This is a genomic window from Rhizobium sophoriradicis, from assembly GCF_025200795.1.
Classification (GTDB): Bacteria; Pseudomonadota; Alphaproteobacteria; order Rhizobiales; family Rhizobiaceae; genus Rhizobium; species Rhizobium sophoriradicis.
The window spans coordinates 1,515,295-1,541,016 of sequence record NZ_CP104152.1 but is presented as its reverse complement, the minus strand read 5'-3'; the positions used below and the strand labels follow the sequence as shown (position 1 = coordinate 1,541,016).

Here is a 25,722-nt window from a genome sequence, read left to right as displayed (position 1 = left end):
CAAAGCCGTAAGCAACACTTCTACTGTTTGTTCGCCGCGGCGATAGTGCCCGGAGGCAGATCCTTATCCGGCTCGGCGATGTAGTTGCCGAGCAGCCAGAGCGCGACCTCGGACGCCTCCTTGGGCGAGGCGAATTCGAACTTGCCGTTGTGATGAGGGGCGTCGAGAAAATCGATCGCCAGTCCCCTGCCCGTCTCCGAGCTTACCACGCGCACACGGCCGGGCTCGATCAGATGGCAGGAGAAGTGGCGCGCCATGTTGCGCATCAGTCCAGCCTTGTTGTCGTGTAGACGCACGAAGATCGCCTGGCCGTTTTCAGTCGCCTGCAACTGCCGGATCGCCTCGTTGGGAAAGGCGCGGCCGAACTCGATGATGGCGAGACCGGTGTCGTGCAGGCTGTCGTCCTTGTTTTGCGCAGCCATGCGTGTTGCCACGAAGGCAAAGAAAATGACGATGGCGAAAAGGACGCACCAGACGATAATGCCCACGCCGAGTCTCCGTTCAATGGGTAGCGGTGAGGAGCTTGTAGCGCGCGAGACTTGCGCGAATTTGACCGATCTCAGATTTTCCTGCGCGATGCAGCCAGCGCCATTGCGAGCTGGCGGCGCCATTGCGGCGGCTGCAGCGGCCGCTCGAACACAAGGGCGCCACGCCTCTGTGCCTTGCGGAGCACCGGCTCGGCCAGCGTGACCGGCAGGAAGGCCGGAAAGACGGCCGGCGCAATCGGTCCTGCCCCCCTTGCCTTTGCCAGATGCTCGCGGCCGAGGCCGGCGAAGGCCTCGACGGCGGCGGAGATGCGCGGCCGGTCTTCGCCGGCAAGGAAGGTATCGCGGTCGAGGCCGGTGGCCGAAAGGATCTGCAGCGGAATATAGAGCTGGCCGCGGCGACGATGCAGCGGCATCAGCAGCAGCAGGCCGGCGACCGCCTGGGCGACACCGGCATGGCCGGCCGCGCCGGCCGATTGGGCGGCTGCCTCAGGCGACAACACAAGGCTTGCGAGTTGGATCAGCGCGGACGCCGTTTCGCCGGCATAACCTTCAAGCGAAACACGCGTTTCCATAGGGTCGTCGTAGAGATCGAAAGTGCGAGCCTCGATCATATCGATCAGCGTCTTACGAGGCAGGCGATGCGTTTCGATTGCGCCCAGAAGGCCCACGGCGACGGGATTGGCCGCCGTCGAGCCATGCGCACTGCCTTCCAGCAGGTCACGCCAATATTGCATGCGCACCTCGCCTGGCAGCGGCTCGTGCACCAGGTCGCGGATGCGGGCAAGCTCGGCATTGAAAGCGTAAAGCGCCGCAAGCGCCCCGCGCTTGTCCTGCGGTGACAGAAGGCAGGCGAGATAGCGGTCGCGATCATTGTCGCGCAGCATCGCCAGGCAGATATCCTGGTTCGTCGCAATATTTCCTTCCGCCATCGTCAGACCGCAATCAATGCCGCGGCGACGGCGCGCTGTTCTGCGAGCATGATGTTGAAAGTGCGCACTGCGGCACCCGTGCTCATCGGATCGGAGGCGATGCCGCGCGCCTTCAGCGCCTGCTTCAATTCCTCGGGCAGACGGCGAAGCTCGGTTCCTGTGCCGACGAGCAGAACCTCAACATCGGCGGCCTCTTCCAGCACGCGGCGAAAATTTTCAGGCGACAGCGGCTTCGACATGTCCATGTCCCAGCCATGAATCCCGGAGGGCAGGCAAAGGATCGAACCGCGATGCGACATGTCGGCAAAACGGAAACCGCCATTGCCGTAAGTATCGATCGGGGCGCGGCCGGGAAAATGCGCGGCGCGGATTTCTATGCCTTTTGCCATGTTCTCAAACCACCGTGCCGGATCTTACACCAGCATCCGTCTTGTTGCTCTCTTGCCCGTCGGGGCTCTCCGGCCGCAGCCGGAAGACGATCAGCACGGGAGCGGCGATATAGATCGAAGAGAAAGTTCCGAGAGCGACACCGAAGAGCATCGCAAAGGCGAATGACCGCATGACGTCGCCGCCGAACAGGTAGAGCGCCAGCAAGGCAAGCAGCGTCGTCGCCGCCGTCAGGACGGTGCGCGACAATGTCTGATTGATCGAGGCATCGATCAGGATCGGCAGCGGCATCTTCGTGTAACGCTTCAGGTTCTCGCGCATCCGGTCATAGACAACGACGGTGTCGTTCAGGGAATAGCCGACAATCGTCAGCACCGCGGCGATACTCGTCAGATTGAATTCGATACCGGTTAGCACGAAAAGCCCCAGCATGATGATGACGTCGTGCAGCGTTGCGACGATGGCGCCGATGGCGAACTGCCACTCGAAGCGGATCCAGATGTAGAGCAGGATTGCCGCCAGCGCGGCAACGACGCCAAGCGTCGCCATCATCGTCAATTCGCCCGAGATCGCAGGGCCGACGACTTCGACGCGGCGGAAATCATAATCCGCCTCGAGCTCGCCGCGCACCAGCGTCGCTGCCGATTGCTCGGCATTCTCTCCGCCACCCTGGGACGCGATGCGGATTCGCGCGTTGGCCGGCCCGCCGGTGCGTTCGACCCCGACCTCGCCGAGATTGAGATCGTTGAGGCGCGATCTGAGATCGGCGATGTCGGCATTGCCCTGTTTCGCCGTCACCTCGATAAGCGAGCCGCCGGTGAAGTCGATGCCGAGCTGCAGGCCGACAGTGGCAAAAGCCGCCATGGCAATCAGCGAGATCGCAGCCGACGCCGTGAAGACATAGCGGCGGATCCCCATGAACCGGATATTGGCGTGCTCGAAGAGATGGGTCAGGACGCTTTTCGACAGGTGCCGCGGATGGCGTCGCGCCAGCCATACGGCGACGATCGAGCGGGTCAGCGTGAATGCCGTTAAAACCGTCGTCAGAATGCCGACCGCCAGTGTCACGGCGAATCCACGAATGGATTCGCTGCCGAGGAAAAAGAGAATGACGGCGGCGATGAAGATCGTGACATTCGCATCGACGATCGTTGCGAAGGCGCGCGAGAAACCGCGCTCGACGGCCTGCGCAAAGGAATGGGCGGTTTTCTCCTCCTCGCGGATGCGCTCGTAGATCAGCACGTTGGAATCGACCGCCATGCCGACGATGAGCACGATGCCGGCAATACCGGGCAAGGTCAGCGTCGCGCCGGCAAGGCTCAGCACGGCAATGATCAAGATCAGATTGAAGAAGAGCGAGACGACGGCGACAAGGCCGAGAATACGATAGAGCGCGATCATCAATGCTGCGACCAGCACGACGGCGCTGAAGCCGGCGATGAGGCCGGAGAAGATGGAGTCGGCGCCGAAGCGCGGGCTGACGCTGCGTTCCTCGACGCTCGTCAGCGTTGCCGGCAGGGCCCCTGCCCGCAGCATGACTGCCAGGTCGCGGACGCCATCCTCGGAGAAGTTCGCTGAGATCCGACCTTCGCCGTTGGTTATCGCCGCATCGATGGCCGGCGCCGACATAACCTGGTCGTCGAAGACGACGGCAAGGTGCTTGCCGATATTCCGCGCCGTCGCCTCAGCCAGCCGCTGCGTGCCTTCCGCGTCCAGGCGATAGGTGATCGAGACATCCTGGGTCTGCGGATCCACGACAGGCTCGACGTCGACCATGTTGCTGCCGGTGACAAAGGCCGTACGGTCGACGAGATAGGGAACCGGCGGATCGTCCAGCGAATAGAGCACCTGCGATGTCGCCGGCCAGCGGCCGTTCAGCGCCTCCTGCCCCGACATGCTTTCATCGATCAGATGAAAGGAAAGCTTGGCCGGCTGGTTAAGGAGATTCTTCAACCGCTCGGCATCGACCGATCCCAGCACCTGCACGGTGATTCGGTCGTCCCCGTCGGGGCGAACGAGGAAATTCTCGTAACCGAATCCGGCGATGCGCCGGCCGACGATATCGAGCGACCGGGTCCGGGCGGAGGCGACATCAGCTGTAATGCCGGCGTCGGAAATCTGCAGCGAAAGCTGCCCTTCGCCGCCCTGCTGCAGCGCGAGTCCGGCGGCGGAATCGCCGCCGGTCATCGTCAGGGATTTCAGACGATCGACCGCTTTCTGCGTCTCGGCAGGATCGGTGATCCGGACAGTGACGGTCCGGTCGTTGCCGGTCAGCCCGGTATAGCGGATGCCGGCGCCGCGCAGCGCGTTGCGCACATTCGCGACTGCCTCTTCCAGGCGGTCCTTGACGATATCGGAACGCTCGACCTTCAGAACGATATGCGAACCGCCCTGCAGATCGAGGCCGAGCATCACGCGATCGTTTCGCAGCCAATCCGGCAGAGAGGCACGCTGTGCCTCGCTCAGCAGATTGGGCGCAGCGATGACGACGGCCGCAAACGCGGCCAGCCAAATCAGAAGTGTTTTCCAGCGGGAAAAATGCAACATTCTCTCGACGATCTTCCGATCCGGCGGTTTGCCGTTATCGCCTGTTACGCCGCGTCGGCCTTTACAGGTTCACCCTTGACGCGAACTTCCGAAATTCCGCTGCGGACGATGCGCACGCGAACGCCTTCGGCAATCTCGACTTCGACTTCCTTGTCGTCGACGACTTTCGTCACCTTGCCGACGAGACCGCCGCCGGTCACGACCTGGTCGCCGCGACGGATCGCCTTCAGGGTTTCCTCACGCTTCTTGGCCTGGGCGCGCTGCGGGCGGATCAGCAGGAAATACCAGACGACCATCAGCGGCACGAACAGAATGATCATTTCGAAACCGGAGCCGCCGAAACCGGTTGCGGTATCGGTCGCACTCTGGGCGAATGCCGGGGTGATGAACATGCTAAACTCCTCAGGCTTGGCGGCGGAACTCCGCCTCGTTTTTCAGGTTGCCGGACTATAGTTGCCGCTTCGATGAATGCAACAGAAACAGCCGGGAACAGTACCGATTCCGCTGCCTCATAACCTTTCCGGGGGCAAAACGCCATGCTACCCGCATCGAAAGATAAAGCGGATAGCCGCAGCAAGAAATCAGGAGCTTGCGATGACCGAGGAAATCAACACCGCCCTACTTGCCGAGCTCAAGCGCCTCGCTGATGCCGTCCAGCGTCTTGCCGGACCGGCACCCTCCGTCAACGACTGGGATGCGGCCGACTGTTTCGTCTGGGCGCCGCTGCGCCAGCATCTGCAGCCTGTCAAGAAACCCAACCGGGTGGCGCTGAAGCTCATCCGCGGTGTCGACCACGTGCGCGATATCCTGCATGAAAATACGGTGCGTTTCGCCGAGGGTTATGCGGCCAACAACGTTTTGCTCTGGGGTGCACGGGGCATGGGCAAATCATCGCTGGTCAAGGCCGTGCACGAGGATGTCAGGCGCGAAAGCGGCGTCGCGCTGAAGCTGGTCGAAGTTCACCGCGAGGATATCGCCAGCCTGCCCAACCTGCTCGACCTCTTAAAGGACACGCCGTACCGGGTGATCGTCTTCTGCGACGACCTCTCCTTCGATCACGACGACACCGCCTACAAGTCGCTGAAGGCGGCGCTTGACGGCGGCGTCGAAGGACGGCCGGACAACGTGCTCTTCTACGCCACCTCGAACCGGCGCCACCTGCTGCCGCGCCACATGATGGAAAACGAACAATCGACGGCGATCAATCCGTCCGAAGCCGTCGAGGAGAAGGTCTCGCTGTCTGACCGTTTCGGCCTCTGGCTCGGATTTCATAAATGCAGCCAAGAAGACTATCTCGGCATGATCGACGGCTATGCCGATCACTTCAAACTCGGGCTCGCGCGCGACACGCTGCATGCCGAGGCGCTGGAATGGGCAACGACGCGCGGTGCGCGCTCGGGCCGCGTTGCCTGGCAGTATATTCAGGATCTGGCGGGACGCATGCGCGTCCATATCGATAGAGTCTAAAATGACAAAAGCCCGGCGGTTGGCCGGGCTTTTGCGCTTCCTGGTACGCTGTACCTATTCCAGGAAAGTCATCGGGTTGACCGGTGACGCGTCCTTGCGCACCTCGAAATGGACCTGCGGCTGCTTGACGTCGCCGCTCATGCCGGAGACCGCGACGGTCTGACCGCGCTGGATCTTCTGGCCGCGGGCAACGCTCAGCGTGTCGGCATTGCCGTAGACGGTGACGGTGCCGTCGTCGTGACGGACGAGAACCGTGTTGCCGAGTTCCTTCAGGCCGTTGCCGGCATATATGACGACGCCGTTTTCGGCCGCCTTGATCGGCGTACCCTGCGGTACCGAGATATCGATGCCGTCGTTGCGGTTGCCATTGACGTTGGCGCCATAGGCGGCAATGACCTGGCCGCGCACCGGCCAGCGATACTTGCCGATGCCGGTGGATTCCGGCGCGTCGGCGCTGACATCGGCCTTCTTCTCGACCTCGTCGAGGGTCTGGGTGGCGGCCGGCGCCTTATAGGGTGCGGGCTGAACGGACGCCGTCTGCTGGGCAGGCGCGGGCTCGACCGGCTTCGACTCGACCTTTTCAGCCGGGATCGAGGCGGTCTTGATCGTGTCGGCTTTGCCGTTCGGAATCTTCAGGGCCTGGCCGACACGCAGCGAGCTCGCCGAAATATTGTTGGCGGCCTTGAGATCGTCGATATTGGCGCCGGTCGCCTTGGCAATCTTTGCCAGCGAATCGCCCTGCTTGACGACATAAGTGCCGGCAGGCGCCTTCGGATCCTTGCCCGCGCCGGCGGGAAGCTTGCCGGTCGGATCGGCGCTCGCCATGGTCTTGTCACGCGCGGAATTGGCGCCCGGGACGACGGCGACCTTCTGCTCCGGCGCCTTGGCCGGTCCCGGCATATTGCCGGGCTTGGAAAGGTCGGCCGCCTGCGATGCCGCCTTGGCGGCATTGCCGCCATTGAAAGTCGGGATCAGGATCGCCTGGCCGGGTTGGGCGGCAGAGGCCGTCTTCAGATTGTTGACGCGCAGGATTTCCTTTTCCGGAACGCCGAAACGTCTGGACAGCGTGGCGATGTTTTCGCCCGGACGCAGTGTCACGGAAGGCGCATTGGTCGCCGACCAGCCGGAAATCTTCGGCGTCGTGCCGGTCGTCAGCGAATCGGGCGCCGCCTTCGGCGCCACCAGCCGCGGTTTTTCAGCCCGTGGCGAAGCTGGGAACGGCTGGGCGAGCGCCACTTCCTTTTCCCGCTGACGGGGTGGCGCGGCAGCGGTCGGCGCGGCAAGCTCGGAACGCTGTATCGAGACCGGCGAGGAAGCCAGACGTGCGCTCGATGGACGGACCGGCTCGTAGCCCGGGTTTACCGGATAGGGCTGGTTCGGCGCATTGTTGCCGCCGTAACCGGGCTGGCTGGCGAGGGCCGTACCGCCGAGATCGGCACGCGGCACCGGATCGCCCTGGACGCCGCCCCGGCGCGGAATGGAACTTGTGGTGATCTGATCCTGACCGGAGGAGGAAAACAAACTGCCAAACCGTGTCACATCGGAACTGCAGCCCGTTGCGGCACTCGCCAGCAGGCCCACAACCAGAAGATTACCGGCCGACTTACCGAACTTTGGCGAAAGACTGAAACGCATTGACTCGACCCACTGAGAACGCAACCATTTGTGAGTCTATTAAAACGCGTTAGTATTACCACGCGGTTAAGATGCTGGAATCAGTGCGATATTTTTGAGGAGTTGATAACCATAGCTTACGGGTGAAAAATCGCAGTGCCTACAGCAGCGAGGCAAGACGCGGAACGATCGGCAGATAAGGGGCTTCGAACAGTTCCTCGCGTTCGAAACGGCTGCCGGTTTTCGTCAGCCGCACCATGCGACATTCGTTTTCGGAAATCATCAGCGGCGCGATCATCGAACCGCCGGAAACGAGCTGGTCGGTATAAAAGCGCGGCATCGCATTGAACGCCGCCGTCACCAGGATACGGTCGAAGGTGCCCTCGCCCTGCATGCCGGCGCTGCCGTCGGCATGGCGGATGACGACGTTGCGCAGGCCAAGCCATTCCATGCGCCGCTGCGCTGCCGATGTCAGCGTCTTGTAGCGGTCGATCGACAGCACACGCTCGGCCAGGCGCCCCATGACGGCGGCGGTGAAGCCGCTGCCGGTGCCGATTTCCAGGACCCGCTGGCCCGGCTTGAGCTTCAGGTGATGCAGGATGCGGACCGCAAAATCGATGCCTTCGAGGAAGGATCCGCATTCGATCGGGATCGTTCGGCTCGAATAGGCATTGTCGGAAAATTGCGCCGGCACGAACTGCGAGCGCGGCGTCTGCTCGACCGCCGTCAGCAGATCGAGGTCGGAGATGCCTTCGGCACGCAATCTGAGGACGAGCGCCGCAAAGCCCTCCTTCTCCGCCAGTCTTGCCGTCAAACCTGTGCTCCGTATCCCAGGGCCCGCGCCACGCGGTCCGTCACGGAATAATCGGTCAGATCCAGTTTCAAAGGCGTTACCGAAATCTTGTTATGCTTGAGGGCGTGAATATCGGTACCTTCGATGAAGGCGCCGGCGCGTTCGCCGAACTTCAGCCAGTAATAGGGAAAGCCCCGGCCGTCGGAGCGGGCATCGACCTGCAGATTGAAGGCGAGCTTGCCTTGCATGGTCACTTCGGCGCCATCGACCTCATCGGGACGGCAGTTCGGGAAGTTGAGATTGAGGAACGTGCCCTCCGGCAAGTCCAGACCCATCAGCTTTTCCAGAAGAGCCGGGGCATGTGCCTCGCAGACTTCCCAGGGCACGATGCGTGCGCCATCCTCATAGAGATAGGCTTGGCTGAGCGCGAAGGAGCGCACGCCCTGCATCGTGCCTTCGATGGCACCGGCGATCGTACCGGAATAGGTCACATCGTCGGCAACGTTCGAACCCGAATTGACGCCGGATAGAACGAGATCGGGCTTGATGTCCATCACCTGGCGGATACCCATGATGACGCAATCGGTCGGCGTGCCGCGCAAGGCGAAATGCTTGTCGGAAATCTTGCGCAGCCGCAGAGGTTCGGACAGGCTCAGCGAATGGGCAAGACCGCTCTGGTCGGTCTCGGGCGCCACGATCCAGACATCGTCGGACAGCGTGCGGGCGATCCGCTCCAGTGCGGCCAGGCCCTCTGCGTGAATGCCGTCGTCATTCGTAAGCAGGATGCGCATCGCCTCAGGCCGCCCGTTCGATCTTGGTCAATCCGCCCATATAAGGCAGCAAAACGTCCGGAATCGTGACCGAACCGTCCTCGTTCAAATAATTTTCAAGCACGGCGATCAGGCAGCGGCCGACGGCCGTGCCGGAGCCGTTCAGCGTGTGGACGAACCTGTTGGTCTTGTCATCCTTGCCGCGATAGCGCGCGTTCATGCGACGGGCCTGGAAATCGCCGCAGACCGAGCAGGAGGAGATTTCGCGGAAGGTGTTCTGTCCCGGCAGCCAGACTTCCAGATCGTAGGTCTTGCGCGAACCGAAGCCCATGTCGCCGGTGCAAAGGGTCATGGTGCGGAAGTGCAGGCCGAGACGCTTTAGCACTTCTTCGGCGCAGGCGGTCATCCTTTCATGCTCGGCGATGGCGCTCTCGGCGTCGGTAATCGAAACGAGCTCGCATTTCCAGAACTGGTGCTGGCGCAGCATGCCACGCGTGTCGCGGCCGGCCGAGCCCGCTTCCGAGCGGAAGGACGGCGTCAGCGCGGTAAAGCGCAGCGGCAGCTCTTCCTGGTCGAGGATCTCCTCGCGCACCAGATTGGTCAGCGTCACCTCCGCCGTCGGAATGAGATAGCGGCCATCCGTCGTCTTGAAGAGATCCTCTTCGAACTTCGGCAGGCTGCCGGTGCCGAACACCGCTTCAGCCCGAACCATCAGCGGCGAGCTTACTTCGGTATAACCGTGCTCGCGGGTGTGGAGATCGATCATGAACTGGCCGAGCGCGCGCTCGAGCCTGGCGAGCGGCCCGGTCAGCACCGTGAAGCGCGAGCCGGAGAGCTTGGCGGCGCGGTCGAAGTCCATATAGCCGAGCGCCTCGCCGATTTCGAAGTGCTCCTTCGGCGTGTGGTTCCAGCGCGGCTTTTCGCCGACGGTGCGGGTGACGACATTGTCATGCTCGTCCTTGCCGACCGGGACGTCGTCGAAAGGCACGTTCGGGATGCGCGAGAGCGCGTCGTTGAGCTCGGCCGTCAGCTGCCGGTCCTCTTCCTCGACCATCGGCAGCAACGTCTTCAGCTCGGCGACCTCGGCCTTCAGCTTCTCGGCGAGTTCGCCGTTCTTCTGGGACAGCGCCGCGCCGATCTCCTTGGAGGCGAGATTGCGGCGGGACAGCAGGTCCTGCGCCTTCTGCACGGCGGAGCGGCGCTTTTCATCGAGGGAAATGAGGCTTTGCGCAAGAGGCTCCGCACCGCGCTTGGCAAGGGCGGCATCGAGCGCTTTGGGATTCTCACGGATCCATTTGATATCGAGCATCGTCGTTCCAGGTCCTTGCAACAGAAGTGACCCGGCCAAAGCCTGATCGGCTTCGACCGGATGGGACGGCGCTCATGAAAGGATTGCCGGATCGCCGCTTCAGACGCTGTCCGTCTTGGCAACGTCTGCGGATCCGGTTTCCTTCTCGACCGCCTGCCGGGCACGCTGGCGCTCCACGAGTCGCGCCGCATAGATGGCAATCTCGTAGAGAAGGATCGCCGGTATCGCAAGGCCGATCTGGGATAAGGGGTCCGGCGGCGTCAGCACGGCAGCGACGACAAAGGCCAGCACGATGGCGAATTTACGCTTTTCGGCGAGCCATTCCGACGTCAGCAGGCCGACACGGGCAAGCAGTGTCGTGACAACAGGCAGCTGGAAGACGAGGCCGAAGGAGAAGACCAGCGTCATGATCAGACTCAGATATTCCGAGACCTTCGGCAGAAGCGAGATCGCTACCTCGTCATGGCCCGGCGCTTGCTGCATCGACAGGAAAAACCACATGACCATCGGCGTGAAGAAAAAATAGACCAGCGCGGCGCCTAAGAGGAACAGAAGTGGGGAAGCGATCAGGAACGGAAGGAAGGCCGCCCGTTCATTCTTATAGAGGCCTGGAGCGACAAACTTGTAGATCTGGGCGGCGATGATCGGAAAAGCGATCACAAGGCCACCGAACATGGCGACCTTGACCTGCGTGAAGAAGAATTCCTGCGGCGCGGTGTAGATGAGCTGCGCCTTCTCGACATCGAGGTTGGCCCAGCTGACGGCGAGCTTATAGGGATAGACCAGATAGTTGAAGATGTGCTTGGCGAAAAAGAAGCACACGACGAAGGCGATGAAGAACGCGCCGATCGACCACATAAGCCGCGTGCGCAGCTCCATCAGGTGCTCGATCAACGGCTGCGGCTTGTCTTCGATATCACCGCTCATGCCTCGTCCTTCTTCTCAGTCTGCGCCGGCGTTTTCGGCGTTGCGGGCTTCCTGGTTGCCGTCGCGCGCTTCGGCTTTTCCACCTGCGCTGCAGTGGCCGCGACGGCATCGGCCTTATCAGCGGCCTTGCCGCGCGGCTTCCTCGGAGCCTTCGGCTTGGCGGCAATCGTGTCGGCCTGGACGGCCGCTGCGGCGACGGGTTCCGGCGTCGGCGCCGGTGTCGGCACCAGTGGCGGCGTTTCCGGCAGGCTCATCGAAGGCGCCGGGGCCGAAGCCGCAGTCGGCGGCACTTCGGTCTTGTTCTGAGGAGGTGTGCTTGCCTTCTGCAGATCGGCCTTGATCTCGTTACCCATCTGACGAAGGGGGTTCATTGCCTCGCGCAGACTGTTGACCGGGTTGAGCTTCTGGGCGTCGCCGATGGTCTGGCGGACATCGTCAAGCTCGGCTTCACGCAACGCCTCATCGAACTGCGCACGGAAGTCACCCGCCACCTTGCGGGCGCGCTGCGTCATCTTGCCGAAAGCGCGCAGCATCGGCGGCAAATCCTTGGGACCGACAACGACGATCAGCACGACCGCGATGACCAAAAGCTCGGTCCAACCAATATCGAACATGCAAGGCTCCTGGACGGGAAGCGCGGGGGCGGCGCTTTTTCCCGGACTTGGTTACTTGGTTTCGTCGGCCTTGTGATCGACGGTCTTTGCCGTTTCCGGCGCGTCTTCGTCCGTCATGCCCTTCTTGAAACTCTTGATGCCCTTGGCGACATCGCCCATCAGTTCCGGGATCTTGCCGCGACCGAACAACAACAGCACGACGACCAGAACGATCAGCCAGTGCCAGATGCCAAAAGAACCCATTACGCTTACTCCCTGTTGTGATGTTCCCTCGATGTAAGGATTTCCCACACCGTTTCCAACATCAAGCCCTTCGAACTGCGCTTAATGTCACGGTATCGCCCGTTGTGACAAGCCACAGAACCGCCGAAAAATGGTGAGCACCATTGTTTTCGTCAAGCATGGCAAAAGCAAGAGGAAGTCCTTCAATCTTCGGACGTAGAACGCGGGGCAAGCAACCCAAGTTCTTCGAGATCCATCTGGGTAATGGGGTCTTCGTCCTCGCTCAGCTCGTCGTTCATCAATGGCGAGGGAATATTGAAATTCGCCGGAATGCGGCCCGAGAGCAGGCCTGCTCCCTTTAATTCTTCGAGACCGGGCAGATCGCGCAATTCCTCGAGGCCGAAATGGTCGAGAAAATCCCGCGTGGTGCCCAATGTAACCGGCCGGCCCGGCGTGCGCCGGCGGCCTCGAAACCGCACCCAGCCCGCTTCCATCAGCACGTCGAGCGTGCCGCGCGAAGTCTGCACGCCGCGGATATCCTCGATTTCGGCGCGCGTCACCGGCTGGTGATAAGCGATAATTGCAAGCACTTCCAGGGCGGCGCGCGAAAGCTTTTTCACCTCGTTTTCATCGCGGCGGATGACGAAGGAGAGATCGGCGGCAGTCCGGAAGGCCCAGGCTCCCTCCACCTGCACGAGGTTGACGCCGCGCGGCGCATATTGCGCCTTCAGGCGCAGCATGATCGCCCGCACATCGACTTTCTCAGGCAGGCGCTCGGCGAGGAAAGCTTCGGGGACCGGCTGCGATGAGGCGAAGACCAGCGCCTCGGCGATGCGCTCGGCCTCGATCGCGGCCTGCAGATCGCGGCCCTCGTCCTCGAAATCCTCGTCGCCCTTCAGATCGATCAAGCCGGCCGCTCCTGTTCCACCACCTGCAGCGTCGCATGTTTCGGGCCTCGGCGCATATAGATCGGCTGAAAGGCGCCGTCTTGGCGGATTTCGAGCTTGCCCTCGCGCACCAGTTCCAGCGAAGCGGCAAAGGCGCTGGCGATGGCGGTAACACGTTCCTCGGGCGCCGCGAGATAACGCAGCAGATAGTGCTCCATCGCCGTCCAGTCCCCGACCTCGCCGATCATCTGGGTCAGTAGCTCGCGGGCATCGGTCAACGACCAGACATTGCGCCTCTCGATCGTCACTTGGGTGATGGCGTGGCGCTGGCGCAGCGCCGCATAGGCGGTCAGGAGATCGTAGAGGCTGGCCGCATAAGCCGACTGCTGCCGGTCGGGAATATGCTCAGGCGCGCCGCGCGCAAAAATATCGCGGCCGAGGCGGTTACGGTTGACGAGGCCTTCGGCCGCCTGGCGCATGGCTTCGAGACGTTTCAGACGGAAGGCGAGCGTTGCCGCCATCTCCTCGCCCGAGGGGCCGTCATCCTTGACCTGCTGGGGAATGAGCAGGCGAGACTTGAGATAGGCAAGCCAGGCCGCCATGACGAGATAATCGGCGGCAAGTTCGATGCGGATGCGCCGGGCGCTCTCGACGAACTGCAGATATTGCTCGGCGAGCGCCAGCACCGAAATGCGCGACAGATCGACCTTCTGGTTGCGGGCGAGATAGAGCAACAGGTCAAGCGGACCTTCGAAACCGGCGACGTCGATCACCAGCGCCGGCTCATGGCTGGCGCGCTCGGCGCCGTTGTCCTGCCACAGCTTGTCCATCGGCGTTGCCGCCTGCGGACGCTCCGTGCCCTTGACCGTGTTCACCAACCTGCTCCTCTGCGATCAGACAATCGCAAACATCGCCTCGAATTCCGCCCGCAACTCAGCCTCATGGGCTGTATCCGGCGCGGCAAAACCTGCTTCTACCGCTTTTGCGCGCGCAAGCGACGCGCCGGCGAGCGGCGGAACGTTTGCCACGACATCCAGCATCTCGTCCATCTTGCCATTGCAATGCAGCACGATATCGCATCCGCCTGCAATGATATTCGCCGCACGCTCGCCGATTGTGCCGGAAAGAGCGTTCATCGAGCTGTCGTCGGAAAGCAGCAGACCGGTAAAGCCGATATGCTGACGGATAACGCCGTCGATCACCTTGCGTGAGGTCGTCGCCGGATTGTCGGGGTCGATGGCGGTGAAGACGAGGTGGCAGGTCATCGCCATCAGCTCGTCCTTCATGGCGATAAAGGGCGGGAAATCATGGGTTTCCAACTCATCGCGCGAGACGGTGACGACAGGCAGTTCCAGATGGGAATCGGCAAAACCGCGACCATGGCCGGGCATATGTTTCATCACAGGCAACAGGCCGCCTGCCTTCAACCCTTCGGCCGCCGCCCGGCCCATGGCGATGACGGTCCCGGGATCGCCGCCATAGGCGCGGTCGCCGATGACATTGCTGCTGCCTTCGACCGGCACGTCGAGCACCGGCAGGCAATCGACATTGATGCCGAGCCGCGCAAGGTCGAAAGCATGCAGCCGCGACATCACCCAGGCGGCGCGCAGGCCGAGTGCTGTGTCGCGGCGATAAAGATCACCGAGCGCCTGACCCGATGGATAACGCGGCAGGACCGGCGGGCGGATGCGCTGGACGCGACCACCCTCCTGGTCGATCAGCACCGGCGCATGCCAACCGACGCTGTCGCGCAGTTCGGCGACAAGATCGGCAATCTGCGAAGCTTCGGAAATGTTGCGCCCAAAAAGGATGAAGCCCCAGGGCCGTTCGCCCCGGTAGAAGGCTTTCTCTTCGGATGTGAGGGCAAGGCCGCTGCAGCCCAGGATCATCGCTTTTGATTCGGTCATTTGGGAATCATAGACCGCCCCGGGCCAAATGCGAGCAAGCGCGGGCGCGATGCACAAAAAAGAGCGGCGGGCCGATCGGCCCGCCGCTCTCACAATTCCGTGACCTGATTTTATTTGGAGATCAGGCAGCTTCCACCGGCTGCGCGATACTGTTCGCAAAGTGCTGCGGCCTCATCCTTAGAGCCGACCGGGATGCGAACACGGTAGAAAGTGCCCTTGCCGGCGATATCGGCCCTGCGGATCTCGTGAGCACGGCCACCCAGCACCCCGGCGAATTTCTTCGAGAGGTTGGCATAGGATTTGTTGGCCTCGTCCTCCGACGGCAGGGACGCGATCTGAAGGCCGTAGCCGCCGGTGGATGCGGCCTGCTGCGGCTGGGCGGCGGCCGGCGCGGCAGAGGCGACCTGCGTCGGCTTCGGCTGCTGCGCAGGCGTGCGGACATTGCCCCTTTCGGTGACGGTGCCGACGACATTGACGGGCTGATCGGCCGGGCGGGCGATCGGAACCGGGGCCGTATCGGCGACCGCCGTCGTCTTGACCGGCCGTACCGGCGCATCGACCGGGGCGGGATTTGCCTGCTGCACATCGGCAGTTGCCGCAGGCGACGGCTGAGCCGGCGCTGCTTCAACAGGTGCTGCCGAACGCGAATCGGCGGAAGCAACCTCGGCGCTTGCCGGGAAGCTTGCAGCCGTTCCGCCGACCGGCGGCACGGCCGGGGTCGACGGCGCGGACTGGGCGGTGACCGGCGGCTGGACAGACGGCGTTGTCTGGGCAGACTGTGCAGGCGGCTCCGGCTGATCGAGCGGCGCAATCTCCTCGCGGGCGACCAGGGTGCCGTCAGGCTTGACGATCATCGTGCGGACCTTGCGCGGCGAAACGGACGGCGTCTTGTCGGCGCTGCTTGCGGGCGCGTCGTCGGCGTTCGCCTGGTTCGGCAGCAGACGCGGATCCTCCGTCTCACCGACCGCAGTCGGCGTGACCCGATCGTCGACGCCCGCGTTCTCGTCGTCCTCGGGCAGCGCTTCCGGTGTCAGTGTCCGCTGGACGACATCGACGGGCGCCTCGTCGGACGACACGAGCGCCTTCTGCTTCGGATCCTCGGCAGAACCCGCAACGCGATCATAAACGGCCTTGTCCTGGTTGGGCACGGTCTTGCCGCCGGGATTTTCCGGAACGACCTTGACCGGCTCCTTATCGGCGGTGATCACGCGCGGCTCGCCGGATGCGACAATGCCAAGTCCCTCGCCGTTCCAGACGGAGGAATAGACGCCATAACCGACGCCGGCGAAGACCACGAGCACGACAGCCCCGGCTAGCAACCGGCGCATCGAGCGGGCGCGGCTGAAATCGGCGGCCTGGCTTGCTGACTCGATGCGGACCTCCGAGGTCTCGCGGCGCTCGACCGGCTCGCGCACGCTGCGGCGGAAATCCTCCTCCAGCGCCCGTTCAAAATCGTCGAGGCCGTCGGCAATGGTCGGCTTGACCGGCTTGGCCGCGGCTTCGGTATCCCGGGCCGACGACGGCATTTCCCGCGGCTTGGCCGGTTCGAAGAAGCTCGCGATCTCCGCGTCGAGATCGAAATCGAAGTCTGCCGTCTTCGCGACCGGAGCAGGTTGCTCGACCGGCGGCAGCGCCGGCACGTGCATGTCGTCGACGGTTTCGGGACGTTCCTCCGGGTCAGAGATCATCGCCGGATCGAAAGGCAGGTCTTCGGTCGATTCTGCGACTGGCGGCGCCCAGTTGAAAGCCGCAGCTGAGGCCGGCGGCTCGGGAACGAAAGCCGGCGCGGGTCGTGGAGCGGCAGCGGCCATCGGGCGCATTTCCATCTGGGGCGGAGGCACCATCGGCTGGGGTGCGGGAGCGACCGCCTGCGGCCGAGGCGCGATGACCGGCGCCTGCGGCTTTGGCTGCGGCGCGGGTTCGGATGCTTCCGAGAAATCGAGATCGGAAAGTTCCAGCTCGATGCCGGCAAGATCCAGCTCGAAATCGTGGCCGGCGAAGGGGTCGTCGGCTTCCGGCACCGGCTGCGGCGCCCGCGAATATGACGGCGCGGCAGGCTGGGGTGCGGCAACCGCAGTAGGCGACGGCGCGATCGGCCTTACGGCTTCGACGGCATGGGCCGGAGCCGATTCGGCCGGCGCAGGCCGGACGGGCGCTTCGGCCACGGGGGCAGCAGCCACGGCCGCGACGTCGATCGAGGCAGGCTGCGATGTGACAGGCACCGGATTGGTACGCTGCAATACCGGATGCGGCACGGGATAACGCGAGACATCGGCGAGCAGATCGTCGAGATCGAACGTGCCGGCAGTATGCGGCACTTCAGGCACGACCTCGGTCAGCGCCGCATCGGCCTGGATCTCGCCTTCGACGGCGGCGGCAATGAGATCGAAACCGGCGTCGGGCCTAAATTCCTGAAGGTCCTCCTCGATCTCAACGAAATCCTCTACCTCTGCAATCTCTTCCGGCGCGACCATCTCATCATCGTGACGATCGAGTTCGGCGGGGAAGCCGAGCGACGGAGAAACGGATGCGAACTCCTCGGCAGGTTCGACGGCGGCCGAAGCTTCGATAGCGGCGACGGGCGCCGGCTCCTCGACCACGGGCGCCGGCTCCACCTCGGGAAGATCGGCAAGCGACGTCTCGGCCGGCGCTGCGGCGGTCGGTTCAGCCACCGGCTCGACCCGCTCCGGCTGAACGACCGGCTCCTCGCGTTTGGTGGCATGAAAATTGGCAAGCGGCAGCCGGATGCTGGCAGCCGACCATTGCGGCGCCTTGACAGGCTGCGGCACAGCAGAAACCGGCGCCGCACCGATCGACAATTCGAGCTCTTCGATGAGGTCGCGCGCACCGCCGAAGGCCGATTGCACCGGCGCCTCGAAAGCAGGATCGATGGAGATCGGCTGGGGAGCAACCGCCCAGGCGGCGGCCTGCTCGTCTGCACCGCTCGCGGCAGGTGCGGCAGCTATTTCTTCGGCGACAACGGGGGCGACGGAACCCGGCTCGGAAATCTCGGCATGTCCGACAGCGGGAGAGGCATCGAGAATGGGCTCGACATAATCCTCAGGCGCGATCTCGTCGGAAATCGGCTCGGCCGGATGGTCGAGCTCTGCGAGCGGACGCGGCGAATCGTAACGGTCGAATTCGCGCCCGAGCTCATCTTCGAGATCGAAGGCGGGCTCGCGCCGTGCGGCTTCGGTCACCGTATTTGCTGCAACACGCGGTTCGAAGCCGACGATACGAGCAAGCTCGGCCAACGGATCGTCGTCAGCAAACAGATCGTCTCTTCCGCGCGTATCATACGCAAGTTGTTTCTCAGCCATGCTTTTCCCACTCGCAAACGCCAACGCTCAAATGCCAGCGCATTGTGGGGAAATGGTGACGTTATCGCATTTCGTCAGGTGCGGCAGTGCCTGTAATGGCAAGTCCCGACTTCAAAACCGACGCGACGGCGTACACCAGCCCTAGTCTGGCAATACTTGATTCTCGGTTTTTATCATTAACAAATCGTAATTCCGTCTGATCTTTACCTTTGTTCCAGTGCGCGTGGAAGGAACTGGCGAGGTCGTAGAGGTAAAAAGCGATGCGATGCGGCTCCTGCGACTGAGCCGCTGCTTCGACCACACGGGGGAATTCGGCGAGCTTGGCGACGAGCTGCAATTCGGCCGGATCGCCAATGCCAGCAACGGCTTTCGCCAGATCTTCAGACGAAACATCGAGGCCTGGGAAAGCCTCCCTCGCCTGCCGGAAGACCGACATGCAGCGGGCATGCGCATACTGCACGTAAAAAACAGGATTGTCCTTCGACTGTTCCGTCACTTTGGCGAAATCGAAATCAAGCGGTTCGGAATTCTTGCGGTAAAGCATCATGAAGCGGACCGAATCACGGCCGACTTCCTCGACGACGTCCCGAAGCGTGACGAAATCGCCCGAGCGTTTCGACATCTTCACCGGCTCGCCGTTGCGATAGAGCTTGACCAGTTGGCAAAGCAGCACCGTCAGCTTCGCCTTACCGTCCGAAACGCCACGCGCAACCGCTTCCAGGCGCTTGACGTAACCGCCGTGGTCGGCGCCGAGCACATAGATCATCTCGTCGAAACCGCGGTCGAACTTGTTCTTGAAGTAGGCGACATCGGCGGCGAAATAGGTGTAGGAGCCGTCCGACTTGATCAGCGGCCGGTCCATGTCGTCGCCCACCTCGGTCGAGCGGAACAGCGTCTGTTCGCGATCCTCCCAATCCTCAGGCAACTGGCCTTTCGGCGGCGGCAGAGTGCCCTTGTAGACGTAACCCTTGAAGGTCAGGTCATTGATCGCCGTGCGGATCGCGGCGGCGCCATTGGCATGCAAGGTGCGTTCGGAGAAGAAGATATCGTGATGGACGTTCAACGCCGCCAGATCTTCCCGGATCATCACCATCATCGCACTGATGGTGCGATCCTTGACGATCGGCATCCATTGCTCTTCCGGCATGTTGTGCAGCCGCACGCCGTAATCGGCGGCAAGCGACTGGCCGACGGGCACGAGATAATCGCCTGGATAGAGACCCGAGGGGATTTCGCCGATCCGTTCCCCGAGCGCTTCGCGATAACGCAGGAAGACCGAGCGGGCGAGCACGTCGATCTGCGAGCCGGCGTCGTTGATGTAATATTCCTTCTCGACGCCGTAACCGGCAAAGGCGAGCAGGTTGGCGAGCGCATCGCCTACGACGGCGCCACGGCAGTGACCGACATGCATCGGCCCGGTCGGATTGGCCGAGACATATTCGACGTTGACCTTGCGGCCTGCACCGAGGGTCGAGCGGCCGTAGTCGGTGCCGGAGGCGATCATCGAGGCGAGCAGCCGCTGCCAATAACCGACGGCGAGACGGATGTTGATGAAGCCGGGACCGGCGACCGAGACATCGGCGACGTCGGCATCCTCTTTGAGCTTGGCGATGATGACGTCGGCAAGCGCGCGAGGGTTGGACCCGAGCGGCTTTGCCAGCACCATCGCGGCGTTGGTCGCAACATCGCCATGGCTGGCGTCGCGCGGCGGCTCGACGGTGATGCGGCCGAAATCGAGCTCGGATCGCTTTTCCCTGACCAGATCAATCTGTTCAAGGGCGGTTTTGATCCTGGCTTCGAAGTCGGTAAAAAGGTTCATCGCACTCTTCCATGCATAGGCTGTGCCAAAGGCGCAAATCGGCCTTCGGCGGGCGACCGCTGCCTATCGCAAATCCGGAGTGTGGTCAAACAATCGCCTGTGGGCACTGATTGCATAGGTGTCGGTCATGCCGGCCAAATAGTCGCCGACATGGCGAGCCTTCGGGGCATCGGCGAGGCCGGCGATATGATCGACCCAGTAATGGCTTTGCATCTCCTTGGGGCTGGCCATGTAGGCGCCGAAGAGGTCGGTGACGATCTGAGCAGCGCCGGCGCGGATGCGCATGATATCCGGATTGCGGTAGATTCGTTTGAAGAGCATCGCCTTGATCTGCCTGTCGGTTTCGGCCATCGCGTCGGAGAAGGTTGCGATCACCCGGTCGGCAGCGCGAATGTCGGCTGCGCTCTCAGGGCGAAGAATTGAAAGACGCTGCTGGGCGACGCCGATCACGTCCTCGACCATACGGGTGATCTGCCGGCGCATGATCTCGTGGGTGAAGCGGCTCGGCTCGAGATGCGGATACCGCGCCCTCACCTCGGCCATTAGCCCCGCCAGAAACGGGATTTCCTCCAGCATGTCGAAGGTCAGGTAGCCGGAGCGCAGGCCGTCGTCGATATCGTGGGTATTGTAGGCGATATCGTCAGCGATCGCCGCGACCTGGGCCTCGAGGCTGGCGTAGGTCGCAAGCTCGAGATCGTGCAGTTCGCAATAATCGAGGATCGGCTGCGGAACCGGACCGCGCGTGCCGACACCATCAGGCGTCAGCAGCGGGCCATTGTGCTTAACCAGGCCTTCGAGACTTTCCCACGTCAGGTTGATGCCGTCGAATTCGGCATAACGCCGCTCCAGCTTGGTCACGATGCGCAGCGATTGGGCATTGTGGTCGAAGCCGCCATAGGGCAGCAGCACCTCGTGCAATGCGTCCTCCCCGGTATGGCCGAAGGGCGTGTGGCCGAAGTCGTGTACCAGGGCCACGCCCTCGGCCAGATCCTCGTCGAGTTTCATGGCGCGGGCGAGCGCGCGGGCGATCTGCGCCACCTCGATCGTATGCGTCAGCCGGGTGCGATAGTGATCGCCATCCTGGGCGATGAAGACCTGGGTCTTGTGCTTCAGCCGGCGGAAGGCCGTCGTGTGGACGATGCGGTCGCGGTCGCGCTGGAAGTCCGAGCGCGTCGGGCTGCCGTCCTCCGGATAAAGACGCCCACGCGTCGTCCAGGGGTCCGCCGCATAGACCGCCCTTTCGCTGCCGCCGAAACCTAAAGCCCGCCTGTCAACCGTCATTCTTCACCGTCATTCTGCCTGTTGCCGCATCTGCCCATTGACGCCGCTTTGCCCTCTTCATACCTATAGCCCGGCGAAACGGCAAAGAGGCGCCCGCCGACCGTTGCGCACATCATGGCCTTTTTGCGAAGATCATGGTAAGTTCTTTTGATATCAGGCATTTGAACTTTCAATGCCAAAACCCATTCTCTCCGGATCTTGACCCCGGCAGGAGGAAACATGACGGATACGAGTGTAACCCTTTCAGATGCCGCGGCAAAGCGTATCGCCGCGATCATCGGCGCGGAGGCCGGCAAGAGCGCGCTGCGCGTTTCGGTCGAAGGCGGCGGCTGTTCGGGCTTTTCCTATAAGTTCGACCTCGCCGACAGCGCGAGCGACGACGACATCATCGTCGAAAAGAACGACGCAAAAGTGCTGATCGACAGTCTGTCGCTCGTCTATATGGCGGGCTCGGAGATCGACTTCGTCGATAATCTGCTTGGTCAATCCTTCCAGATCAAGAACCCGAATGCGGTGGCAAGCTGCGGCTGCGGCACCAGCTTCTCGATCTGACCTTCCAGAAACATTTCGCTGTGCGAACGAACCGGCCGAAGAAGCGCTTCCGGCCGGTTTATCGTCTTGTCCTGTTGTAAAAGACCACGATAAAAGAAGCGCACGCAGCGAAATAGGACGAAGAGATGAAGATCGCGACTTGGAACATCAACGGCGTCAAGGCGCGCATCGACAATCTGACGCAATGGCTCAAGGATTCCGATCCTGATATAGTCTGCCTGCAGGAGATCAAGACGATCGACGAAGGTTTTCCCAGGCTGGAGATTGAGGCGCTCGGCTATCACGTCGAGACGCACGGCCAGAAGGGCTTCAATGGTGTGGCGATTCTCTCCAAGACTTCGCCTTCCGAAGTCAACCGCGGCCTGCCCGGCGATGCGCTGGATGAACAGTCGCGTTTCCTCGAGGCGGTGTTCACGCTGCCGAACACGCGCATCCTGCGCGTCTGCTGCATCTATTTGCCGAACGGCAATCCCGTCGAAACGGAGAAATATCCCTACAAGCTCGCCTGGATGGAACGCCTGCGGAGCTTTGCCGCAGAGCGCCTCGCCTATGAGGAGATGCTGGTGCTTGCCGGCGATTATAACGTCATCCCCGAGCCGCACGACTGCTTCGACCCCAAGGTCTGGGAAAACGATGCGCTGTTTCTGCCGCAGACGCGGGAGGCATTCCGCAGGCTCGAAAATCTCGGGCTGACGGATGCGGTGCGCGCAACGACGGACGCGACGCGGCTCTATTCCTTCTGGGACTATCAGGCAGGTGCGTGGCCGAAGAACAACGGCATCCGCATCGACCACCTGCTGCTCTCACCGGAGGCTGCCGACCGGATGACGTCGGCGGCGATCGAAAAACATGTGCGGGCCTGGGAAAAGCCGTCCGACCACGTGCCTGTCATCGCCTATTTCGATTTTGCGGCCTGACATTCGCAGCCCATAGCACCGCGTCATTGCAAGCGCGTATCAGGGCGCTGCATCGCAGGCTTCAGTCGGAGCCGCTCGCGATGGCGTGCGACAGCGATACTGCCGTGCGGCGGTCGGCCTCGTTCGCAACCGAGAAAGCCTGCTCCTGCAGGGCTTCCATCCAGCCGCAGTCCTTGGGCTTGCAGCGGTCGAGAGCGGCGGTCATCAGCGCGAGACCGCGGGCCGTCTGGCCTTCGTCGAAGAGAATATTTCCGAAAATTGCCATGGCGCCGGGATGGCCACTCTTGCGCGCCTGGTTCAACCATTTCTTCGCCTGCTGCGGGTTGGCATTGCCGCCCTCGCCGGCCAGCATCATCTGCGCCAGCTGGAACTGAGCTTCGGGAACGCCAAAGGTGGAGGCCACCTGGAAATAAAGCTGGCGTGCCTGGGTGAGATCGATCTTGACCGGGCTGCCGGATATGCCGTGCTTGTAATAATTTGCGAGCGAGAGAAGCGCGTTGACGAAGAAGCCGGTGTCCTCCGAGCCGGGTTCGACACCCTGCTGGGCAATCTCGCTGTAGATCTTGAAGGCTTCGAAATCATCCTGGGTGACGCCGTCGCCGTCGGCATACATATTGGCGAGCGCCCAGCGTGAACCGGTATGGCCTTTTTCGGCGGCGTATTTGTAAGCTTCGACCGCCTCCTCCTTCTGTCCGTTTTTGTAGGCCTTGAAGCCGAACTTGAAGAGGTCGAAAGGACCGGATTCCTTGCTGACGTCGCTTTTGATGTCGAAAGCGCGAACCGGGCCAGGCATTGCCAGCGCGATCCCTATGCCTATCAGCATGAATTTGAACAACTTGAACTCGGACGTTACCATTTCAACCGATTTCTTTCGTTCATCGCACGCAGCCGGCGCGGGCGCCGGGCAGACGGTCGATGTATTCATTCGAGGCGAGCGATCCCGCGGTGGGCTCCATGGCCCCTTTGCCCGCGTCGCATCCAGCCCATTGGCCGTTTCCCAGCCGAATTTTCAGCATGTCATCTAGAACCACCCGGCTCCCGGCATGGCCCCACTGCAATCTGCCTGGCATTCCTTTGGCAGGCGCGGTATTCGCCTTCCTGCCTTGATCGCTTTGGTAAACAGCAAATGTGACGAAACCAGTATCGGCTTCTCCGCCAAAGCCGCGCTGCTCAGGCGTGTTGGTCGAAAAAACCGGCACTCGACGGATCGACAACCTCGTTGCGAGGCTGGATCTGCGGCCGGAACAGCCTTGTCCAGAGAGCGAAACGGCCGCAATCGAACGACTGTCGCCAATCGCGTCGTATGACCTGCTGTTGCCGGAAAAAAATCGACCCATGCTACTCTTTACACGCACCCTACGTCTGCCGTCTCGTCGCCTGCCAATATCGCTGCGCTCTCTTTGTGGCGGGAAATAGACAAATTCGCCGCGCAGTCACCATATGCCAACCGTCGTAAAAAAGTGTTGCTGAATCGTCACAAAATCGGCGGGGAATAGTATGATTAACGGACGTAAAACAGAAAAGCCCGGCAGTGCCGGGCTCTCAATTCTTCAAACCGGAGTATTAGAACTTGACCTTTAGGCTCGTCGACAGTGCAGTGACCAGATCGTTGCCGAAGGAATAGGAGACATCATCTCCAAAGGTGACACCATTCTGGGTCACAACGCCGGACGATCCGCTCGTCAACAGACCCACGGCGCCGGCGATGCGCCATTCGATATGTTCGGTCGGCGTATAGGCTGCACCGACACCCAGCGTCCAGCTGTCTGTCTGTGCACCATAGCCCTGGCTGGTGCCGCGGTCCCAGGTCAGGCTTACCGCACCGGCCCATTGATCGGTGAACTTGTGGCCGACACCACCGGAGATCGTCCAACCGTCACGATAAAGCAGGTCGAGGGAGGTCAGTTCCGTCGCGCCGCCGGATTTGCAGGCGGCCAATCCCTTTGTCGAGGTCGGGCAGAAAGGCACGGATTGAAGCACACTCCAGTTCGTCCATTTCACCGAGCCGAAGGCGAGCCAGTCTGGAGCAATACCGCTTTGCAACTTCAGCTCAAGTGAATCCGGCGCTTCGGCGGAACCAAAAACAGGTGTGACTTGACCTCCATAAACCGGCACAACTGGAACCTGACGGAGATCAACAGTTCCGGTCAGGTCGTCGTACTTGACGCGGCTGTTATAAACGAGGCTCGCGCGCATCGCATATTCCGGAATCTCATAGGCGAGGCCGGCCCGCCAACCCCAACCGCTATCTTCCAGATCAAGGCGGCCGACGCCCGTGCCTACGCCGAGTAGAAGCGGAAGTGTTGAAACCAGACGTTCCTTGAAGCCCTCGACTTCCTGATAGAAGGCACCGCCGATGAAGCGAAGCTGTCCAGGGCCGACATCGAACCGATAGGAGCAAGTGCCGCCATAGTTGCGGGTCTTGATTTCCGTTTCGATGTTGTTGTTGGCGCCCGCCCAGTTCAGACCAGGATCGGAGTGGCCGCCGAAGGGCTCGGAATAATCGACGAGGCAATCGATCGTATCGGCGAAGCCGGCTTTGAAGCCGACATAGGGAATGGTGTAATTCGACGTCTCGTCGGCGGTGTCCGAACGGGTGTTGAGATTGCCACCCCCAGTTAAGACGGAGGTATTCGTGTCACGGACGTCCTTCAGCTTGCGCTGCGGGGTGACGTAGGTCACACCCGACTGGAACGAAAAAGGCGACGTGTCGAACAGTTGGTCAATATTGTAGCCGCCGCGCTCCAGACCGCCGGCGAAGGACGGCGATGTAAGCGACGAAAGAAGAACGAGCGACGTTACGCCCTTGGAAAACCTACGCGATGCCATTGTGTCTCCCCCACTCCAGCAATTGATGTGGCGCCACTCTAGTAAGTGTTCGCCTGACATGGCAACGCGCCCCACGGCAGCGCTCCCGGGCATTGCAGTGGCCAACTTACGTAAAGAAATTGACGGACACGTCAAAAAATCTG

25 protein-coding genes are annotated in these 25,722 nt (G+C 62.0%); 3 read left to right on the top strand and 22 right to left on the bottom strand.

Going from position 1 to position 25,722, the window contains the following annotated elements; all coding sequences use genetic code 11:
- Nucleotides 1-20: 20 nt before the first annotated feature.
- From N2597_RS07710 to yajC, 5 genes are all read right to left on the bottom strand, one after another.
- On the bottom strand, nt 21-488 hold the full coding sequence (locus tag N2597_RS07710) for a hypothetical protein (RefSeq protein WP_077993945.1): 468 nt from the start codon (nt 486-488) through the stop codon (nt 21-23).
- Between the two features lie 71 nt (nt 489-559).
- The gene (locus tag N2597_RS07705; protein ID WP_077993948.1) at nt 560-1,417 is read right to left on the bottom strand and encodes a phytoene/squalene synthase family protein; all 858 of its coding nucleotides are present in this window, start codon (nt 1,415-1,417) and stop codon (nt 560-562) included.
- Between the two features lie 2 nt (nt 1,418-1,419).
- On the bottom strand, nt 1,420-1,806 hold the full coding sequence (locus tag N2597_RS07700; protein WP_183596516.1) for an Mth938-like domain-containing protein: 387 nt from the start codon (nt 1,804-1,806) through the stop codon (nt 1,420-1,422).
- Between the two features lie 4 nt (nt 1,807-1,810).
- A complete protein-coding gene (gene secDF, locus N2597_RS07695) occupies nt 1,811-4,351 on the bottom strand; it encodes a protein translocase subunit SecDF (RefSeq protein WP_183596518.1) in 2,541 nt (846 codons plus the stop codon).
- A 44-nt stretch (nt 4,352-4,395) separates the two neighbouring features.
- Nucleotides 4,396-4,743, bottom strand: coding sequence for a preprotein translocase subunit YajC (yajC, locus tag N2597_RS07690; RefSeq protein ID WP_004678848.1), 348 nt, complete (start codon nt 4,741-4,743; stop codon nt 4,396-4,398).
- Nucleotides 4,744-4,945: 202 nt separating this feature from the next.
- On the opposite strand from yajC, the gene N2597_RS07685 reads away from it, so the two are divergent.
- Nucleotides 4,946-5,818 (top strand): ATP-binding protein, encoded by an 873-nt coding sequence (locus tag N2597_RS07685; protein ID WP_009990833.1) that lies wholly within the window; start codon nt 4,946-4,948, stop codon nt 5,816-5,818.
- A 54-nt stretch (nt 5,819-5,872) separates the two neighbouring features.
- On the opposite strand, the gene N2597_RS07680 is transcribed toward N2597_RS07685, so the two are convergent.
- The 14 genes from N2597_RS07680 to N2597_RS07615 form a co-directional block, all read right to left on the bottom strand.
- A complete protein-coding gene (locus tag N2597_RS07680; RefSeq protein ID WP_183596520.1) occupies nt 5,873-7,453 on the bottom strand; it encodes a peptidoglycan DD-metalloendopeptidase family protein in 1,581 nt (526 codons plus the stop codon).
- A 139-nt stretch (nt 7,454-7,592) separates the two neighbouring features.
- Nucleotides 7,593-8,246: a protein-L-isoaspartate(D-aspartate) O-methyltransferase gene (locus N2597_RS07675; protein ID WP_077993958.1), complete on the bottom strand. Its 654-nt coding sequence runs from the start codon at nt 8,244-8,246 to the stop codon at nt 7,593-7,595.
- Nucleotides 8,243-9,016, bottom strand: a complete 774-nt coding sequence (gene surE / locus N2597_RS07670; protein WP_038688496.1) for a 5'/3'-nucleotidase SurE — start codon at nt 9,014-9,016, stop codon at nt 8,243-8,245. The genes N2597_RS07675 and surE overlap by 4 nt, the downstream gene beginning before the upstream one ends.
- Nucleotides 9,017-9,020: 4 nt before the next feature.
- Nucleotides 9,021-10,304: a serine--tRNA ligase gene (serS, locus tag N2597_RS07665; protein WP_077993961.1), complete on the bottom strand. Its 1,284-nt coding sequence runs from the start codon at nt 10,302-10,304 to the stop codon at nt 9,021-9,023.
- A gap of 99 nt (nt 10,305-10,403) precedes the next feature.
- A complete protein-coding gene (gene tatC / locus N2597_RS07660) occupies nt 10,404-11,231 on the bottom strand; it encodes a twin-arginine translocase subunit TatC (protein ID WP_038688492.1) in 828 nt (275 codons plus the stop codon).
- Nucleotides 11,228-11,845 carry a Sec-independent protein translocase protein TatB gene (gene tatB, locus N2597_RS07655; protein WP_009990120.1) on the bottom strand — a complete coding sequence of 206 codons (618 nt, stop codon included), beginning with the start codon at nt 11,843-11,845 and terminating at the stop codon, nt 11,228-11,230. Before tatB ends, tatC begins: the two co-directional genes overlap by 4 nt.
- Before the next feature lie 51 nt (nt 11,846-11,896).
- On the bottom strand, nt 11,897-12,088 hold the full coding sequence (locus N2597_RS07650; RefSeq protein WP_009990121.1) for a twin-arginine translocase TatA/TatE family subunit: 192 nt from the start codon (nt 12,086-12,088) through the stop codon (nt 11,897-11,899).
- Nucleotides 12,089-12,270: 182 nt separating this feature from the next.
- Nucleotides 12,271-12,975 (bottom strand): SMC-Scp complex subunit ScpB, encoded by a 705-nt coding sequence (gene scpB / locus N2597_RS07645; protein ID WP_077993964.1) that lies wholly within the window; start codon nt 12,973-12,975, stop codon nt 12,271-12,273.
- On the bottom strand, nt 12,972-13,829 hold the full coding sequence (locus tag N2597_RS07640) for a segregation and condensation protein A (protein WP_038688483.1): 858 nt from the start codon (nt 13,827-13,829) through the stop codon (nt 12,972-12,974). Before N2597_RS07640 ends, scpB begins: the two co-directional genes overlap by 4 nt.
- An 18-nt stretch (nt 13,830-13,847) precedes the next feature.
- Nucleotides 13,848-14,861: a beta-N-acetylhexosaminidase gene (nagZ, locus tag N2597_RS07635; RefSeq protein WP_077994098.1), complete on the bottom strand. Its 1,014-nt coding sequence runs from the start codon at nt 14,859-14,861 to the stop codon at nt 13,848-13,850.
- A 110-nt stretch (nt 14,862-14,971) separates the two neighbouring features.
- Nucleotides 14,972-18,181, bottom strand: a complete 3,210-nt coding sequence (locus N2597_RS07630; protein ID WP_183596523.1) for an SPOR domain-containing protein — start codon at nt 18,179-18,181, stop codon at nt 14,972-14,974.
- A 61-nt stretch (nt 18,182-18,242) separates the two neighbouring features.
- Nucleotides 18,243-20,000, bottom strand: a complete 1,758-nt coding sequence (gene argS, locus N2597_RS07625; RefSeq protein WP_183596526.1) for an arginine--tRNA ligase — start codon at nt 19,998-20,000, stop codon at nt 18,243-18,245.
- A gap of 63 nt (nt 20,001-20,063) precedes the next feature.
- Nucleotides 20,064-21,281, bottom strand: coding sequence for a deoxyguanosinetriphosphate triphosphohydrolase (locus N2597_RS07620; protein WP_183596528.1), 1,218 nt, complete (start codon nt 21,279-21,281; stop codon nt 20,064-20,066).
- Nucleotides 21,278-21,442, bottom strand: coding sequence for a hypothetical protein (locus N2597_RS07615; RefSeq protein WP_170961434.1), 165 nt, complete (start codon nt 21,440-21,442; stop codon nt 21,278-21,280). The genes N2597_RS07620 and N2597_RS07615 overlap by 4 nt, the downstream gene beginning before the upstream one ends.
- Before the next feature lie 58 nt (nt 21,443-21,500).
- On the opposite strand from N2597_RS07615, the gene erpA reads away from it, so the two are divergent.
- Together erpA and xth are read left to right on the top strand one after the other, a co-directional pair.
- The gene (erpA, locus tag N2597_RS07610; protein ID WP_038688475.1) at nt 21,501-21,833 is read left to right on the top strand and encodes an iron-sulfur cluster insertion protein ErpA; all 333 of its coding nucleotides are present in this window, start codon (nt 21,501-21,503) and stop codon (nt 21,831-21,833) included.
- A gap of 125 nt (nt 21,834-21,958) precedes the next feature.
- Complete coding sequence (gene xth / locus N2597_RS07605) at nt 21,959-22,750, top strand: exodeoxyribonuclease III (protein ID WP_039619369.1); 792 nt, start codon at nt 21,959-21,961, stop codon at nt 22,748-22,750.
- A gap of 61 nt (nt 22,751-22,811) precedes the next feature.
- On the opposite strand, the gene exoR is transcribed toward xth, so the two are convergent.
- The 3 genes from exoR to N2597_RS07590 all read right to left on the bottom strand — a co-directional run bounded on the left by exoR (nt 22,812) and on the right by N2597_RS07590 (nt 25,579).
- Nucleotides 22,812-23,606, bottom strand: coding sequence for an exopolysaccharide production regulator ExoR (gene exoR / locus N2597_RS07600; protein ID WP_183596534.1), 795 nt, complete (start codon nt 23,604-23,606; stop codon nt 22,812-22,814).
- Nucleotides 23,607-23,625: 19 nt separating this feature from the next.
- On the bottom strand, nt 23,626-24,087 hold the full coding sequence (locus tag N2597_RS07595; RefSeq protein WP_183596538.1) for a hypothetical protein: 462 nt from the start codon (nt 24,085-24,087) through the stop codon (nt 23,626-23,628).
- 226 nt (nt 24,088-24,313) lie between these two features.
- The gene (locus N2597_RS07590; protein ID WP_077993970.1) at nt 24,314-25,579 is read right to left on the bottom strand and encodes an OmpP1/FadL family transporter; all 1,266 of its coding nucleotides are present in this window, start codon (nt 25,577-25,579) and stop codon (nt 24,314-24,316) included.
- Nucleotides 25,580-25,722: the final 143 nt, after the last annotated feature.

Excerpts from the sequence above, each read along its gene's own strand:
- N2597_RS07705 (WP_077993948.1), bottom strand. The coding sequence starts at position 1,417 with ATGGCGGAAGGAAATATTGCGACGAACCAGGATATCTGCCTGGCGATG.
- N2597_RS07700 (WP_183596516.1), bottom strand. The coding sequence starts at position 1,806 with ATGGCAAAAGGCATAGAAATCCGCGCCGCGCATTTTCCCGGCCGCGCC.
- secDF (WP_183596518.1), bottom strand. The coding sequence starts at position 4,351 with ATGTTGCATTTTTCCCGCTGGAAAACACTTCTGATTTGGCTGGCCGCG.
- yajC (WP_004678848.1), bottom strand. The coding sequence starts at position 4,743 with ATGTTCATCACCCCGGCATTCGCCCAGAGTGCGACCGATACCGCAACC.
- N2597_RS07685 (WP_009990833.1), top strand. The coding sequence starts at position 4,946 with ATGACCGAGGAAATCAACACCGCCCTACTTGCCGAGCTCAAGCGCCTC.
- N2597_RS07680 (WP_183596520.1), bottom strand. The coding sequence starts at position 7,453 with ATGCGTTTCAGTCTTTCGCCAAAGTTCGGTAAGTCGGCCGGTAATCTT.
- surE (WP_038688496.1), bottom strand. The coding sequence starts at position 9,016 with ATGCGCATCCTGCTTACGAATGACGACGGCATTCACGCAGAGGGCCTG.
- serS (WP_077993961.1), bottom strand. The coding sequence starts at position 10,304 with ATGCTCGATATCAAATGGATCCGTGAGAATCCCAAAGCGCTCGATGCC.
- tatC (WP_038688492.1), bottom strand. The coding sequence starts at position 11,231 with ATGAGCGGTGATATCGAAGACAAGCCGCAGCCGTTGATCGAGCACCTG.
- tatB (WP_009990120.1), bottom strand. The coding sequence starts at position 11,845 with ATGTTCGATATTGGTTGGACCGAGCTTTTGGTCATCGCGGTCGTGCTG.
- N2597_RS07650 (WP_009990121.1), bottom strand. The coding sequence starts at position 12,088 with ATGGGTTCTTTTGGCATCTGGCACTGGCTGATCGTTCTGGTCGTCGTG.
- nagZ (WP_077994098.1), bottom strand. The coding sequence starts at position 14,861 with ATGACCGAATCAAAAGCGATGATCCTGGGCTGCAGCGGCCTTGCCCTC.
- N2597_RS07630 (WP_183596523.1), bottom strand. The coding sequence starts at position 18,181 with ATGGCTGAGAAACAACTTGCGTATGATACGCGCGGAAGAGACGATCTG.
- argS (WP_183596526.1), bottom strand. The coding sequence starts at position 20,000 with ATGAACCTTTTTACCGACTTCGAAGCCAGGATCAAAACCGCCCTTGAA.
- N2597_RS07620 (WP_183596528.1), bottom strand. The coding sequence starts at position 21,281 with ATGACGGTTGACAGGCGGGCTTTAGGTTTCGGCGGCAGCGAAAGGGCG.
- N2597_RS07615 (WP_170961434.1), bottom strand. The coding sequence starts at position 21,442 with ATGCCTGATATCAAAAGAACTTACCATGATCTTCGCAAAAAGGCCATG.
- erpA (WP_038688475.1), top strand. The coding sequence starts at position 21,501 with ATGACGGATACGAGTGTAACCCTTTCAGATGCCGCGGCAAAGCGTATC.
- xth (WP_039619369.1), top strand. The coding sequence starts at position 21,959 with ATGAAGATCGCGACTTGGAACATCAACGGCGTCAAGGCGCGCATCGAC.
- exoR (WP_183596534.1), bottom strand. The coding sequence starts at position 23,606 with ATGGTAACGTCCGAGTTCAAGTTGTTCAAATTCATGCTGATAGGCATA.
- N2597_RS07595 (WP_183596538.1), bottom strand. The coding sequence starts at position 24,087 with ATGGGTCGATTTTTTTCCGGCAACAGCAGGTCATACGACGCGATTGGC.
- N2597_RS07590 (WP_077993970.1), bottom strand. The coding sequence starts at position 25,579 with ATGGCATCGCGTAGGTTTTCCAAGGGCGTAACGTCGCTCGTTCTTCTT.